Origin of the sequence: Paenibacillus sp. NAIST15-1 (assembly GCF_001894745.1) — a bacterium.
GTDB classification, from domain to species: domain Bacteria; phylum Bacillota; class Bacilli; order Paenibacillales; family Paenibacillaceae; genus Paenibacillus_B; species Paenibacillus_B suaedae.
This window is the reverse complement of record NZ_BBYF01000004.1, coordinates 1-14,435: the sequence shown is the minus strand read 5'-3', so window position 1 is coordinate 14,435 and position 14,435 is coordinate 1. Positions and strand designations below refer to the sequence as shown.

The window sequence follows — 14,435 nt, the reverse complement described above, 5'->3', positions numbered from 1 at the left end:
TCTGACTCTAATTGTGACTACATGATACTTTATCCATGATATGTTCCTAACAATCGACATGTTTTGCATCCGTACAGTTGCTTTCTAACGGCTGATTAAGCAATCGCATCATTGAACAGTAAGAATATGTATGCTACAATTTGCGTATAATAAAAAGAAGACCGCAGCTGCAACTGCGACCTTCTTCCCACAATAACCGCTAGATGAGCGGTTGGCTTTATCGAAGTGAGCAAATCTACAGGAGTAGACCGCATACCTTTGCGAGAGGGCGGTCTACTTTTTCTTTAAGTAGGTGAGCAAAGCAAGAATGAACATCCCGAAAAGGAACATCAGACTTAACGCTTCAAATATACTCACTGGCATCACCTCCTTCATAAGGAGACTAGCCAACCGCCCGTAAGCCATTATTGTGTTAATATGAATATATCACAATTTATTCCAACCAACTAGACTCCTGGTTTTTACTAGGGAATCCTTCCTTTTACATGAAGAACATTATCTCTCAAGCTTCAAAATACGCCAGCTCATGCCCTCAACCTCGACCTGCAGCCCAGCGTTAGAACCTTGAATTCCATTACAGTTAGTTTCACCGCCGACCAGCGCAACGTCCGTCCAACTTCCTTCACAGCCATCGAATGCTGCTACATTCACTGTGCGTTTCTCCTCAGATGCATTCAACACGAACAACCAACGTCCATCCTCATCAGCACGCTCATACGCAATTACTCGGTCACTCTCCAAGGCATGGACAAAGCGGAAGCTTCCTGTACGAAGCGCAGCATTGGCATGACGAAGCGCAATTGCACCTTTATAGAAGCTCAGCAGATCTTGATCCTGCTTTGCTTCATCCCACTCCATGCATTTGCGGCAGCCTGGATCATGTCCGCCATCCAAGCCTACTTCATCACCGTAATAGATGCACGGCGTACCGAGGAAAGTAAGCTGGAACAAGGCAGCCAACTTCATTTTGCGCTTGTCGCCGCCGCACAACGTAAGCAGTCGAGTCGTATCATGGCTGTCGAGCAGGTTGAACATCACTTCGTTCGCCTGTTGCGGATAGCTTGCCAGCTGATGCTGAATTGCTTGCGAGAACTGCAAGCCGTCTACCTTTTCTTCAGCGAAGAAATCATGCATCGCATATGTGAACGGGTAGTTCATAACCGCATCGAACTGATCACCCTGCAGCCACATCATGCCTTCATGGAACATCTCGCCGAGAATATAGGCGTCTGGATTCACAGCCTTCACTGTTTGGCGGAACTCACGCCAGAACTGGTGATCGACCTCGTTGGCCACGTCCAATCTCCAGCCATCAATGCCCACCTCTTCGATCCAGTAGCGTGCAACTTCTAGCAAATACTTCTTCACTTCCGGATTTTCCGTATTCAGCTTCGGCATCATCGGTGTAAATGCGAATGTATCGAATGTTGGAATCCCGTCCACAACCTCTAATGGGAACTGGCGAACATGGAACCAGTCTTTGTAAGCAGAGTGCTCTCCTTTTTCGAGCACATCCCGATAAGGTTCGAACGCATAACCACTATGATTGAATACTGCATCAAGAAGAACGCGAATACCTCGGCTATGGCAGGATTCAACTAACTCTTTCAACTTCTCGTTTGAGCCGAAATGAGGGTCGACCTGCATATAATTTTTCGTGTCATACTTGTGATTCGTAGTCGCCTCAAAGATCGGCGTAAAGTAAATTGCAGTAATGCCCAGCTTCTCCAAATGATCTAAGTGATCAATAACCCCTTGCAAATCCCCGCCGAAGTAATTATCCGGCTTGGGCTCTCCGCCCCATGGCAGCACACCTTCGGGATCATTGCTCTTATCACCGTTCGCAAAGCGCTCAGGGAAGATCTGATAGAATACCGCATCCTTTACCCATGTTGGGGGAGTGAAGATATCTGCTGGATTCAAGAACGGATACTCGAACCAGCGATGGGCAGGAACAGGATCTTCCTCTTGGAATCCGCGCTCAGTCATCCATACATGCTCAGTACCGGACTCCAGCTTAATGGCATAGGCCAAGCGACGGAAAGGAGGGACAACCTCTGCTTGCCAATAGTCGAACAGCTCATCCTGATACAAACATGTCATCGGAACGATATCCGCTCTACCAATACCGCCTTCGCAATCGAACTTGTCCACAAAATAAACGGCAGCACGCTCAACATCATTCTTTTTCGTACGGATACGCACATGGATTGTCTTACGGTCATACGCATAAGCCCAGTTTTGCTTCGGACGGTGATAAATAGCTTCGAGTAACATCTAAAGTCCTCCCTTAACATGGTCGTATTAATCAGAACATCATTAACAATTAACAATATGAATAAAATAAGCGAATAGCTTTTCATAGCTAACCTAGCCGAAACAGAAAGACATCGCCATCGCTAGACGACTGCACTCCATTTCATCAGAAGCCTGTAAACTCCAAATGTCTATGGCACGCTAACACGATCGTACTGTATGGCGGAAGTGTACAAGCTCCATCCTTCAGAGCAGCGCCGTCCACACTAGAGAACACCAATGTCTCCAGTACAGCAGCCGTGTCCGCTGACAACTGTATCTGTTGCTCTTTGCCGGACAAGTTGTGGAGCACAAGACGCGCATCTTCCTTCGTTGCGCGGTAATAGCCGGCTACTTCAGAGATGTTCGTTTTATACGATTGAATGCTGCCTTGCTGCAGCACCTTATCCGAATTGCGATACGCAATCAGCTTTTTGTAATGATTCCACAGTGAACTCGGATCCTTCATCTGCTGCTCTACAGCAGTCACCGTTTTATTTGAAGAAGCGGGCTCCCATGTAGTCATCCCTGCACTTTTCTCATCTGCCGTCCATTTCATTGGCTCACGTAGGCGTTCGTCAGGCTTCAAGCCTAGCATGCCGATTTCTTCACCATAATAAATAAATGGATTGCCTGGCAGTGTCAGCAGTACGGAAGCAGCCATCTTGGCATGATTCACATTGCCTTGAAGCTCGCTCATGACCCGATTCTGATCATGATTTGTCAGGAATGGAGCGTCAACGAACTTGCCGTCTGACTGCTTACTGTAAAACGTATAGATACGGCTCATCATCGAACCGATATCGGAATCCTTCTCATCCTGCACCATCGAAATGATCCGCTTCGCCATATCGAAGTTGAATGCGGAGTGCAGCCCATCCTTAAGGAAGGGTCCAATAACCGCTGGAGAATCCCATACCTCGCCAACGAGATAGGCTTCAGGATTTACCTTTTGAACAGCTTGGCGGAATTCCTGCCACCATTTTTGATTGTTCTGCACGACATCTGGATTCTGACTCGTATTGTAAAAGTCCTCATATACATGCTTGGCTGCATCCAATCGGAAGCCATCTACACCGAGCTTCAGCCAGAATTGTGCTGCTTTTTTGATTTCGGCTCGTACCTCAGCATTGTCCATATGCAGATCGGGCATGCCTTCCCAGAAGACACCGAGATAATGTTTTCCGTCTCTCTCATGCCAAGCCTGCTGCCCCCAAGCGCCTCTTATTGCTGGATCAAGCTTCAAATCCTCGGCCCACATATACCAATCACGTTTTGGATTGTCTTTGCCTTTCATTGATTCCTTGAACCACGGATGCTCGCTGCTCGTATGATTGACCACGAAATCCATCACAATCTTGATGTCTCGCTTATGGGCCTCTTCAAGCAGACGCTTAAAGTCGTCCATCGTTCCGTAATCCGGATTAATTCCGTAATAGTCCGTTACATCATAACCATGATAGGACGGGGAAGGATTGATTGGCATTAACCAGAGATGATTAACCCCGAGTTCCTGCAAATAATCAAGCTTCGCCGTAACGCCATTTAAGTCACCGATTCCGTCTCCGTTCGTGTCGTAGAAGGAGCGAACGAAAATTTCATAGTAGACCCCATTGCTTGTCCCCATCGGCGTCAACGCATCAGCCAGTTCCAACTTGCTTGTGACCGTCCCCGAAGCAGCTTCAGCCGATTTATTGTCCTGCACGGTCTTATCCGAAGAAGGAGCAGTCGCCTGCGACTGGCAGCCTGCAAATACGAGAGAAATGGCCGACACGAGAAATGCCGTTCGTAAACAATTCATCCACTTGCTAGATATGGTCATGAGATCATTCTCCTCATTGCAAGTTTATCGATGTATTTCAAACTATAGATTCGATCCGATTAATTCAATTACGCATATGTCCATAATTTCCGACAACAGCAAACGCTCGAACAACTACAGACAGAACTACGTACAGTGCTATGAACAGCGCTATGAACAGAACAATTCACAGAATTACTCACAGATCTACTAAACAATCGTTCATACAAACTATTCTGATGCAGGCGTTTGCACAGAATCTCTCCAAATAATTTGATGAGGGATAAGAATCCGGGCTTGGTCGAAGCCATCTCCCTTAATGCGCTGTACAAGAGCTTGCACCGTAGACTGACCCATTTGATGCGTACCGATATCTACACTAGAGATTTGCGGCAAGCACATTTCAGCCAATAGCGTATTATTGAAGCCCACAACACTGAAGTCTTCAGGAACACGCAGCCCGTTGTTCCATAGCGTACGGATAATGCCGAATGCGACCACGTCGTCGATGGCGATAATCGCAGTAGGGCGCTGCTCCAGCTGAAGGAGCTTTTCTGTAATCTGACTCGCGGATTCAGGTGTGAATGCGCCTTCAAATGTATAATCGCTGTCAAATGGAATGCCGGCCTCTAACAAGGCTTTACTGTAGCCATCCAGACGATCCTTTGATACGGTCAGTTCGAATGGGCCGCTGACGAACGCGATTCGCTTATGCCCAAGCTCGATCAAATGACGTGTAATGGCTTGCGATGCTGCAATATTATCGTTATCGACAGAAGTAACATCGCCATAATGCTCACTGCGTCCAACAAGCACGAATGGGAACTTCTTTTCATGCAGGAAAGTGATGCTCGGATCTTCCTTATGTGCAGTCAATAGGATAATGCCATCTACCTTACGGCCATGGACAAGCCGCTCTACCGCTTTAATTTCTTCCTCTTCGTTCGTTGCTGAGGTCATCAATACATCGTAATGGCATGCCGCAGCTTTACTCACAATCCCTCGAATAATTTCGGAGAAGAATTGGTTTTGGAACAACTCATCCGCAGGGCGGGGGAGGATAACGCCAATATTATTCGTCGTTTTCGTAACAAGACTTTTCGCCATCACATTCGGATGATATCCGAGCTCATCCATGATCTTGCGTACTTTACGGCTTGTCTTCTGACTGATACGAGAGTCATTAGAAATAACCCGCGACACAGTAGACGGAGACACGCCGGCTTTCTCAGCTACATCTATAATGGTTACTGCCATAATCGAAACCTCACTTAATAATGGAAAATATTCCGTTGATGTCCCAAAGTATAATGCAAAAAAAATTTTTATGCAAACGCTTTACATACCTAGGCGCAGTGTGTATAATTCGATTTGAAGGTAACCGTTTACAACACTATATCTAGCAAGGAATTATTTTTTTTACTTCATTGTGCAAAGGTTTGCATAAATATAGCGCAATTGCTTTGAAATATAGCATCAACCTTCACCTTTGCGCATTGTCCATGCAGATCCTGTACCAGAATTGAAAGGGGCTATTTCTAACATGAAGAAATGGGTAGCAATGTTGTTGTCAGTCATGATGGTCTTTACAATCACAGCATGTTCCACAGGCGGCAAGGATTCCTCCTCTGCGAACAACCAAACGACGAATGAGGAAACAGCGAATAACGGTGCAGGCGACGAAGAGCTGAAGCCGGAAGAGGGCGCATCCCTTCTCGTATGGGAAAGTAAAGAATCTCGCACGTTTATGGAAGAAATCGCGAAGCAATTCAAAGAGAAGTACAATGTTGACGTGAAATACGAGGAAGTAGCAGCACCTGACCAAGTAAACAAGCTGATGAATGATGGTCCAGCTGGCATCGGTGCAGACGTAGTCGTATTCCCTCATGATAACTTGGGTAAGGCAGTTACAGCCGGACTTCTTTTGCCGAATGATTACTTTGAAGAGCAAACGCGTGCACAAAACTCTGAATTGGCAATCAACGCAACAAGCTACGACGGAATGTTGTATGGCTATCCGCGTTCCGTAGAAACACTCATCATGTTCTATAACAAGGATCTTGTTCCAGAAGCACCTAAGTCAATGGAAGAAGTAATTGAACTTTCGAAGAAAATGAATGACTTGAAAAATAAAAAATATACGTACATGTGGGAAATCGGAAACTTCTACTATGACTACTTGTTCCTCGCTTCCACGGGAGGATATATATTCGGTAAAGAAGGCACTGACAAGACAGACGTTGGCTTGAACAACGAAGGCGCATTGAAGGGTGCTCAGTTCCTGCAAAACTTTGCGAAGCAAGTGCTTCCACTTACGACGTCTGACGTAACAGGCGATGTTAAGAAAGGTTTGTTCGCGAACGGCCAATTGGCAATGAACGTCGACGGGCCTTGGGCAATTCAAGACTTGAAGAAAACAGGCATTAACCTTGGTGCAGCTCCAATTCCTAGCATTGACGGCCAACCGTCCAAGACATTCTCTGGCGTTAAAGCTTGGTATGTTAACTCTTACACGAAATATCCAAATGCAGCGAAATTGTTCGCAGAGTTCGCTTCCACGAAGGAAGCTCAATTGAAGAGCTATGAATTGAACGGTCTTGTTCCTTCTAATAAAGAAGCAGCAGCAGATCCAAAAGTAACAAGCGATCCATTCACAGTAGCTGTACTTGAGCAATTCAAGAACTCCTATCCAATGCCGGTTATCCCTGAGATGGGTAACGTGTGGAGCCCAATGGCCGCAGGCTTGGCAGACATTTTGAATAAAGGCAAAGATCCTAAGGCAGCGCTTGATAACGCCGTTAAACAAATAAAAGATGCGATCAAGTAAGGAGTAACACAAGTGGCCCGGGGAGTGAACAACGCTTGCCCGGGCTGTTTGTTAGACAGACCTCCTAGATACATGCCTACCATGCATACTTATTGGATAGCTATTGGAGAGTAGGAAAGGAGAAAGGCGATATGAGCACTACACAATCGGTGTCGACAACCGCAAACCATACGAATCGTCCTTCGCAAGAGCCGTCGCCAATGAAAGCTTCGCCTGGCACAGGCAAGAAGGCAGCTGTGTTGTCTGCTCTGTTCTGGGGATTGGGGCAACTCTTTAATCGTCAATACCTCAAAGGTATCTTGCTGATGCTGCTTGAAGCAGTCGGACTGTTTTACCTGATTAACTATTTGCCGCGAGCGATATGGGGAATATACACGCTCGGAACACAAACATCCCAAATGGTTAAGGTCGGGAGAGTGTACAAACCCGTTCATGGTGACCATTCTATTCATTTGCTCATTACCGGATTAATCACACTTCTTGTCTTGTTTATCTTCATCTGGATATACGTACTCGTCGTCAAAGACGCGAAAGCAGTTGGGAAGCTGCGGGAAGAAGGCAAGAAACCGAATAACTTCCTTGAAAGTTTGGCATATGTCAAAGAAACGAAGTTTGCTTACTTGTTCCTGGCACTGCCAGCAACAGCGGTATTGTTCTTTACGATCATGCCGATCATCTTTATGATTTTGCTTGCCTTTACGAACTATTCTGCACCGGATCATGTTCCACCGAAAAATCTGGTCAGCTGGGTTGGATTCCAGAACTTTGTTGATCTTCTACAGCTTGGTACATGGAGCGGCACGTTCTATGGCGTACTGACATGGACCATCATTTGGGCAATACTTGCTACCGTTACCTGCTACTTCGGCGGTATTCTGGTCGCACTCTTGATTCAACAACCGGGTGTGAAAATGAAGACCATGTGGCGCACAATCTTCATCATCCCGTATGCAATTCCACAAATGTTGTCGTTCTTGATTATGAAGAACATGTTTAACGGAGAATTTGGGCCTATCAACCAATACTTGAGCTACTTCGGCTTAGGTAAGCTTCCATGGCTCTCTGATCCTTTCTGGGCGAAAGTAACGGTATTGATTGTCAACATGTGGGTAGGTATTCCGGTTACGATGGTACTTGTTATCGGGATCTTGACAACCATTCCTAAAGATATGTATGAAGCGGCTGAGGTAGATGGAGCAACTGCATGGCATAAGTTCAAGGCCATTACGATGCCGATGATTCTGTATTCAACAGCACCAATTTTGATTGGTCAGTTCGCAGGTAATATCAACAACTTTAACGTTATTTTCTTGCTGACGAACGGCAATCCGCCGAATGGTGAGTACCAGTACGCGGGAAGCACCGACTTGCTTGTTACGTGGTTGTATAAGCTGACACTCGATAATAACAAGTACAACATCGCAGCAGCGATCGGTATTATCATCTTTATTATTGTTGCATCTCTGTCGATCTGGAGTTACCGCCGGACGAAATCATTCAAAGAGGAGGACATGATCCAATGAGTACAGGAGCTAAGAAAAAGTCGCTTATTCGTCTGTCCTTCAGTTATTTGCTGCTTATTGCAATTGCAGTATGCGTCCTGTATCCGACAATTTGGATCGTCATGTCATCCATTCGTCCGGGGACCTCGCTGTTCAGTGATTCGCTCATTCCAAGCAATCCGACTTTTGAACATTACGTAAGCTTGTTTACTTCTAAGGAATATCAATATGGACTGTGGTACTTGAATACATTGAAGATTGCAACCTTCAATATGATCTTCGGTGTCATTCTCGTCGTCATGACGGCATACGCATTATCTCGGTTCCGGTTCTATGGCCGTAAAAACCTCATGTCCGGGATGCTTGTACTGGGGATGTTCCCAGGTTTCATGAGTATGATTGCGATTTACATTTTGCTGATGCAATTGAACTTGCTTGATACGCATTTCGCGTTGATTCTCGTATATTCAGCAGGTGCGCCGCTAGGGGCATTCGTAGTCAAAGGATTCTTCGATACGATCCCGAAGAGCTTAGAGGAATCCGCTCGCATTGATGGTGCAACGCACTGGATCGTATTCCGCAAGATCATGCTGCCATTGTCGAAGCCGATGATTACGTACGTGGGACTAATGACATTTGCCGGCGCATGGGGTGACTTTATCTTCGCCCGGCTGGTCCTTCGCTCCAAAGAGAACTATACATTGGCGATTGGACTGTGGGATATGGTCAACAATGCATCGACGAACTTCACGATGTTTGCGGCTGGTGCGGTATTGATCGCAGTTCCGATTGCACTTCTGTACTTGTTCCTGCAGCGCTTCCTAGTGGAAGGCTTGACAGCAGGTGCAAGCAAGGGTTGATGAGCTGCGATATGTGCAGAGGGAAATGAAGGTTTTAACTTAGGCAGAAAGAAAGTCCGCTTTTCATCATTGGGAAGGTTGCATGAACTCCATGAGTAAATGCAAGACTCGATGCCCGGTTGCATCCTGAATGATCTCGTGATCAGAAGCGGACGATACAAATTCTAGGGTAGAACAGCGGAGGGATTATCATGCAAGATACTAGTGCAGCTATACATCCGGACAATGCAAGTGAACAGACACATACACAGACAGGTGTACAGCTAGGAGCGATCTCTCGTGTTGCTGAGCAAGATGGTTCGTTATGGCTAGTCGGTAAATACTTCAATCTCGCAATCACTTCAGTTGGTGCCGGAGTAATCCGCATCAAGACATATAGAGGACATCAGCCGGACTGGAAGACGTCCCCGGCAATCGTGAACAAGGACAGTCGTATTCCACAAGCGATGAAGTGGTCTACTACGGAGGAGTTTGTATCTATTACAATCGGCCACACGCTTCTTGAAGTGAATCGTCAATCTGGTGCGTTCCGCATTAGCAACGAGAGCCAGCCAAATGTAGAATTGGTCAGCCTACAGCGCAACCGTGAATCCGTGGGCGACTATACGGCATTTGTTGCCCTGGACAAGGATGACCATATTTACGGACTCGGTGAGAAAACAGGCTTCCTCGACAAGCGCGGCGAGCGCTACACGATGTGGAACTCTGATGTATATGCACCGCATGTACCGGAAATGGAAGCATTGTATCAATCCATCCCATTCCTGACGGTATTGAACCAAGGCAATAGCTATGGCTTGTTCTTGGATAACCCGGGCAAAACCGTATTCGATATGCGTACGTTTGCCGATATGGCGATGATGCAAACATGGACAGGCGAATTCGATTTGTATTGGATCGAAGGGCCTTCGATGAAGGATGTTATTATCCGTTACGGCGACTTGACTGGTCGTATGCCGCTGCCGCCGAAATGGGCACTTGGATATCACCAATCCCGTTACAGCTACATGGATGAGCAGGAAGTCTTGAACTTGGCTCATACGTTCCGTGAGAAAGAAATTCCATGTGACGTTATCCATCTCGACATTCACTATATGAACGGATATCGTGTCTTCACATTCGATGAGAATCGCTTCCCGAATCCGAAGGACATGATGGAACAGCTCAAGGAGCTTGGCTTCCACATCGTGCCGATCGTCGATCCGGGCGTAAAGAAGGATCCGTTGTACGCAGTATATATGGAAGGTGTCGACAACGACTACTATTGTAAGACTGCGGAAGGCGAAATCTACACAGGGCCAGTATGGCCTGGAGAGAGTGCATTCCCAGACTTCACGGAATCACGCGTGCGTGACTGGTGGAAGGAGAACCAGCGCTTCTATACCGATCTCGGTATCGATGGCATCTGGAACGACATGAACGAGCCAGCAATCTTCAATGAGACGAAGACGATGGACGTGAACGTGATGCATGGCAATGAAGGCGACCGCAAGACGCATGGTGAAATTCACAATCTGTACGGCATGTTCATGTCTCAAGCAAGCTACGAAGGTTTGAAGGCGTTGTTGGAAGGCAAGCGTCCATTCGTATTGACGCGTGCTGGCTACAGTGGCGTGCAGCGCTATGCAGCCGTATGGACAGGCGACAACCGCAGCTTCTGGGAGCATATGTCTATGGCAATGCCAATGGTATTGAACCTGGGCGTATCCGGTGTGCCGTTTGCAGGACCTGATATCGGTGGATTTGCACACCATACTAGCGGCGAATTACTTGCTCGCTGGACGCAAATGGGCGTATTCTTCCCATATGTCCGCAACCATAGTGCGATCGATATGCTTCGTCAGGAGCCATGGTCGTTCGGTGAAGAAATCGAGAAGATCTGCCAGCAGTACATTTCGATGCGTTATGAATGGATGCCTTACCTGTATCACTGGTTCTATGAAGCTTCAACAACAGGTCTTCCATTCATGCGTCCGCTTGTACTGGAATACCCGACAGATCCTGAAGTATACAACCTGTGTGATCAGTTCTTGGTGGGTGATTCGGTTATTATTGCACCGATTTACCGCCCGAATACGCAATATCGTTCCGTATACTTGCCAGAAGGCGAGTGGGTGGACTACTGGAGTGGGAAGCGCTTTGCAGGCAAGCAGCACATTCATGTGCACGCGCCGCTTGAGAAGCTTCCGATCTTCGTTCGCTCAGGCGCAATTCTGTTGCAAGGGCCGGTACGTCAGCATGCAGGCGAGAAGGCTGCAGAAGAGTATGTGGCAGCAGTCGCTTATTTGCAAGGCGCAGGTCATACTTCTCAATTGGAATGGTATGAAGATGACGGCTTGACATTCGAATACGAGAACGGCAAATGGAACAAAATGCTGATCCAAGTGACAGAGTCCGAACAGTCCATTCAGTTGTCTGCGGAATATACAACACGTGGCTATGAGTCCGAGCGCGATAGCATCAGCTTCCGCCTGATCGGTCTTGCAGCTGCTCCGAAGAGCGTTGGCGAACTCGGCGAATCCGTATCTGCTGAGCAGTTGGCTAAGCAAGCTTCCGGTTGGAGCTATGACGCAGCAAGTCAGGAACTTCGTGTGAAGCTTCCAGAGAGTGCAGTTCGAATCGAATTGAATGTAACAATGTAATTGCTATAATTGCTGCAAGAATAGGAGCGGGTATTTATCTCATCATGGGGTAAATACCTGCTCTTTTTTTGTAGGCAAACGATCGCCTCCTCACTTGGACAATGAATTTCTGCCCCGTATCCACGGTGAATTTGTTCCTTCATAAGTACTAGTATTATTGCTTACCCTATTCAATAATGATCAGGTAACGAACACGCTAATAACTTTAATTCCTTCTATAATAAGTCGAACTGTAATCGGATGTTCATATTCGGTTCATGAAGTCTATCTACAATAAGAACATGTTCACAGAGAAGCTCGGTTAGACCGTGAATCGGAATACCGAAGCAGAAGAGGGTAGGCCGCTGCCTTTGAATTTGAATTCTGTAGTAGATAGGAGTGAATGAGAGATGTTCTTGGCGATTCGAGAAATGAAGCATGCCAAATCGAGATTTATGCTGATCGGACTCATTATGGTGCTTGTTGCCTGTTTGACGTTTATCGTATCAGGGCTTGCGAATGGTCTATCGGCTGCAACAACGTCAGCTATTAAGGAAATGAATGCAGACTATCTTGTCTTCCAAGCAGATAGCGATAATAAATTGAATCGTTCCTCGCTGAAGGAGGAGAAGCTTGATGAGATCAGAGCACAAGAGGGAGTAACGGCTGCAGCTCCACTTATTCAGACGATGCTAACAGTGGCGTCAGAGCAGGCGGACAAAAAAGTTGATGTAACACTGTTCGCCATAGAACATAACAGCATCCTTATGCCGAAGGTTACGGAAGGGAAATCATTATCCGGAAGCGGGAACCATGAAGTTGTAGTGGATGTGTCGCTTAAGGCGAAGGGTGTCAAGTTGGGAGACACGCTTCAGATTAAAGATACGGACGCAGTATTGAAAGTAGTAGGTTTTGCAGAGCATCAGTCGATTAGCCATATGCCGGTCGTCTTTATGGACATGGAGGGATTGAAGTCACTTATGACTTCCCTTGACCAGCGAATACCGCATCTAAATGCAGTAGCGGTTACGGGAGATGAAGCAATTAAACAGACTCTTACTGATAAAGTAGAAGGAATTCAGCTCGCAACGAAGCAGGAAGCGCTAAAGGGGATTCCAGGATATAAGGAAGAACAGAGCTCGCTGTCCATGATGCTGTCCTTCTTAGTGGTAATTGCGGCGTTTGTTCAGGCCGTGTTCTTCTATGTTATTACGTTGCAAAAAACGAATCAGTTCGGCGTTCTTAAGGCGATTGGCGCGAGCACCTCTTACCTGGCCACCAATCTAATAGGTCAAGTGACACTGCTTGCGATTGTGTCGGTTGCGCTCAGTATTGGGTTAACCTTCGGGATGACATCTATGTTCCCGGATACGATGCCGTTTGAATTGGGAGCGGGTGTACTTGCACCATACTCGGCATTGCTTATCGGGGTTTCCATCGTAGGCGCGTTATTGTCACTTCGTCGAATTGCGAAGGTAGATGCCATAGAAGCGATTGGGAGGGTGGAGTAGATGACAGATATACTCGTAATGGATCAAGTAAGCAAAAGCTATGGGGAAGGGGACGCGGTAGTAACGGCTCTTAACCAAGTATCGCTTCGTGTGGGAAAAGGTGAGTTTGTGGCGGTTGTAGGCCCATCGGGCTCGGGGAAAAGTACGTTCCTTTCCATTGCAGGTGCACTGCTTACTCCAACGAGCGGCCGCGTTATAATTGGAGGCACAGATGTTACTGCTGTATCTCCGGGAAAGCTTAATCGTGTTCGACTAGAGCATATCGGGTTTGTGTTTCAATCCTCTAATCTAGTGCCTTATCTAACGGTAATTGACCAACTTCGCCTAGTAGCGAAGCTGGCGAAATGCAGTGACCAGATTGCAAATGATAGAGCGGTGCAGCTGCTGAAGGAAGTGGAGATGGTGCATCGCATGCATCACTACCCGGATAAATTGTCTGGCGGAGAGCGGCAGCGTGTTGCGATTGCACGAGCGATGATGAATGACGCTAATCTTATACTTGCAGATGAACCAACAGCGAGCCTTGATTCCAAGCGGGGCAGAGCAGTAGTGGAGATGCTCGCTGCCGAAGTGAAATCTAGGCAAAAGGCTGCTGTCATGGTCACCCACGATGAACGTGTACTCGACTTATGTGATCGGATCGTTACGATTAAGGATGGTGCTCTGATTTCCGGAGACGAAGAGCATTCTCATATTACAGTTAACGAAATGACAGCGGCTAACAGGTAATAAGGATGAAGGGTGGCATATTATAAACCGCTCTTCATCACTTTATATAAATGTAATATTTTTCTTGTTGCAAGTATAGGTCAATATATGATAAATTATTTCTTGTCACTTCGACACGAAACTTGTTGAAAGAAACAACAAAAACAACTTCAAAAAAAGTTGTTGACAAGAAAATGTCGATTGGATATAATAATTAAGCGCTGATGACACAAGACATTAGCTGCTTAAATAGAAATACAAGTTCTTTGAAAACTGAACAACGAGCAACGTTTGTGAATGAGGTAGCAAT

10 protein-coding genes are annotated in these 14,435 nt (G+C 46.6%); 6 read left to right on the top strand and 4 right to left on the bottom strand.

Translation table 11 applies throughout. The annotated features are described in order from the left end of the window. Positions 1-273: 273 nt before the first annotated feature. From PBN151_RS31880 to PBN151_RS11085, 4 genes are all read right to left on the bottom strand, one after another. Positions 274-363, bottom strand: coding sequence for a putative holin-like toxin (locus PBN151_RS31880; protein WP_227774584.1), 90 nt, complete (start codon positions 361-363; stop codon positions 274-276). Positions 364-495: 132 nt separating this feature from the next. Continuing rightward, on the bottom strand, positions 496-2,277 hold the full coding sequence (locus PBN151_RS11095; protein ID WP_072728999.1) for an alpha-glycosidase: 1,782 nt from the start codon (positions 2,275-2,277) through the stop codon (positions 496-498). Positions 2,278-2,422: 145 nt separating this feature from the next. Further along, positions 2,423-4,117, bottom strand: a complete 1,695-nt coding sequence (locus PBN151_RS11090) for an alpha-amylase family glycosyl hydrolase (RefSeq protein WP_139295325.1) — start codon at positions 4,115-4,117, stop codon at positions 2,423-2,425. A gap of 210 nt (positions 4,118-4,327) precedes the next feature. After that, entirely contained in the window at positions 4,328-5,353 is a 1,026-nt protein-coding gene (locus tag PBN151_RS11085; RefSeq protein ID WP_072728998.1) for a LacI family DNA-binding transcriptional regulator, read from the bottom strand. A 286-nt stretch (positions 5,354-5,639) separates the two neighbouring features. Between PBN151_RS11085 and PBN151_RS11080 the strand changes: the two genes are divergently transcribed. The 6 genes from PBN151_RS11080 to PBN151_RS11055 all read left to right on the top strand — a co-directional run bounded on the left by PBN151_RS11080 (position 5,640) and on the right by PBN151_RS11055 (position 14,146). After that, positions 5,640-6,923 (top strand): sugar ABC transporter substrate-binding protein, encoded by a 1,284-nt coding sequence (locus PBN151_RS11080; protein ID WP_072728997.1) that lies wholly within the window; start codon positions 5,640-5,642, stop codon positions 6,921-6,923. 200 nt (positions 6,924-7,123) lie between these two features. After that, on the top strand, positions 7,124-8,446 hold the full coding sequence (locus tag PBN151_RS11075; RefSeq protein WP_028533447.1) for a carbohydrate ABC transporter permease: 1,323 nt from the start codon (positions 7,124-7,126) through the stop codon (positions 8,444-8,446). Then, positions 8,443-9,285, top strand: coding sequence for a sugar ABC transporter permease (locus PBN151_RS11070; RefSeq protein ID WP_021257055.1), 843 nt, complete (start codon positions 8,443-8,445; stop codon positions 9,283-9,285). The genes PBN151_RS11075 and PBN151_RS11070 overlap by 4 nt, the downstream gene beginning before the upstream one ends. A gap of 191 nt (positions 9,286-9,476) precedes the next feature. Then, a complete protein-coding gene (locus tag PBN151_RS11065; protein WP_072728996.1) occupies positions 9,477-11,927 on the top strand; it encodes a glycoside hydrolase family 31 protein in 2,451 nt (816 codons plus the stop codon). A gap of 389 nt (positions 11,928-12,316) precedes the next feature. Next, entirely contained in the window at positions 12,317-13,417 is a 1,101-nt protein-coding gene (locus tag PBN151_RS11060) for an ABC transporter permease (protein WP_072728995.1), read from the top strand. Then, on the top strand, positions 13,418-14,146 hold the full coding sequence (locus PBN151_RS11055) for an ABC transporter ATP-binding protein (RefSeq protein WP_072728994.1): 729 nt from the start codon (positions 13,418-13,420) through the stop codon (positions 14,144-14,146). Positions 14,147-14,435: the final 289 nt, after the last annotated feature.

Excerpts from the sequence above, each read along its gene's own strand:
- PBN151_RS11055 (WP_072728994.1), top strand. The coding sequence starts at position 13,418 with ATGACAGATATACTCGTAATGGATCAAGTAAGCAAAAGCTATGGGGAA.
- PBN151_RS11080 (WP_072728997.1), top strand. The coding sequence starts at position 5,640 with ATGAAGAAATGGGTAGCAATGTTGTTGTCAGTCATGATGGTCTTTACA.
- PBN151_RS11060 (WP_072728995.1), top strand. The coding sequence starts at position 12,317 with ATGTTCTTGGCGATTCGAGAAATGAAGCATGCCAAATCGAGATTTATG.
- PBN151_RS11070 (WP_021257055.1), top strand. The coding sequence starts at position 8,443 with ATGAGTACAGGAGCTAAGAAAAAGTCGCTTATTCGTCTGTCCTTCAGT.
- PBN151_RS11065 (WP_072728996.1), top strand. The coding sequence starts at position 9,477 with ATGCAAGATACTAGTGCAGCTATACATCCGGACAATGCAAGTGAACAG.
- PBN151_RS11095 (WP_072728999.1), bottom strand. The coding sequence starts at position 2,277 with ATGTTACTCGAAGCTATTTATCACCGTCCGAAGCAAAACTGGGCTTAT.
- PBN151_RS31880 (WP_227774584.1), bottom strand. The coding sequence starts at position 363 with ATGCCAGTGAGTATATTTGAAGCGTTAAGTCTGATGTTCCTTTTCGGG.
- PBN151_RS11085 (WP_072728998.1), bottom strand. The coding sequence starts at position 5,353 with ATGGCAGTAACCATTATAGATGTAGCTGAGAAAGCCGGCGTGTCTCCG.
- PBN151_RS11090 (WP_139295325.1), bottom strand. The coding sequence starts at position 4,117 with ATGACCATATCTAGCAAGTGGATGAATTGTTTACGAACGGCATTTCTC.
- PBN151_RS11075 (WP_028533447.1), top strand. The coding sequence starts at position 7,124 with ATGAAAGCTTCGCCTGGCACAGGCAAGAAGGCAGCTGTGTTGTCTGCT.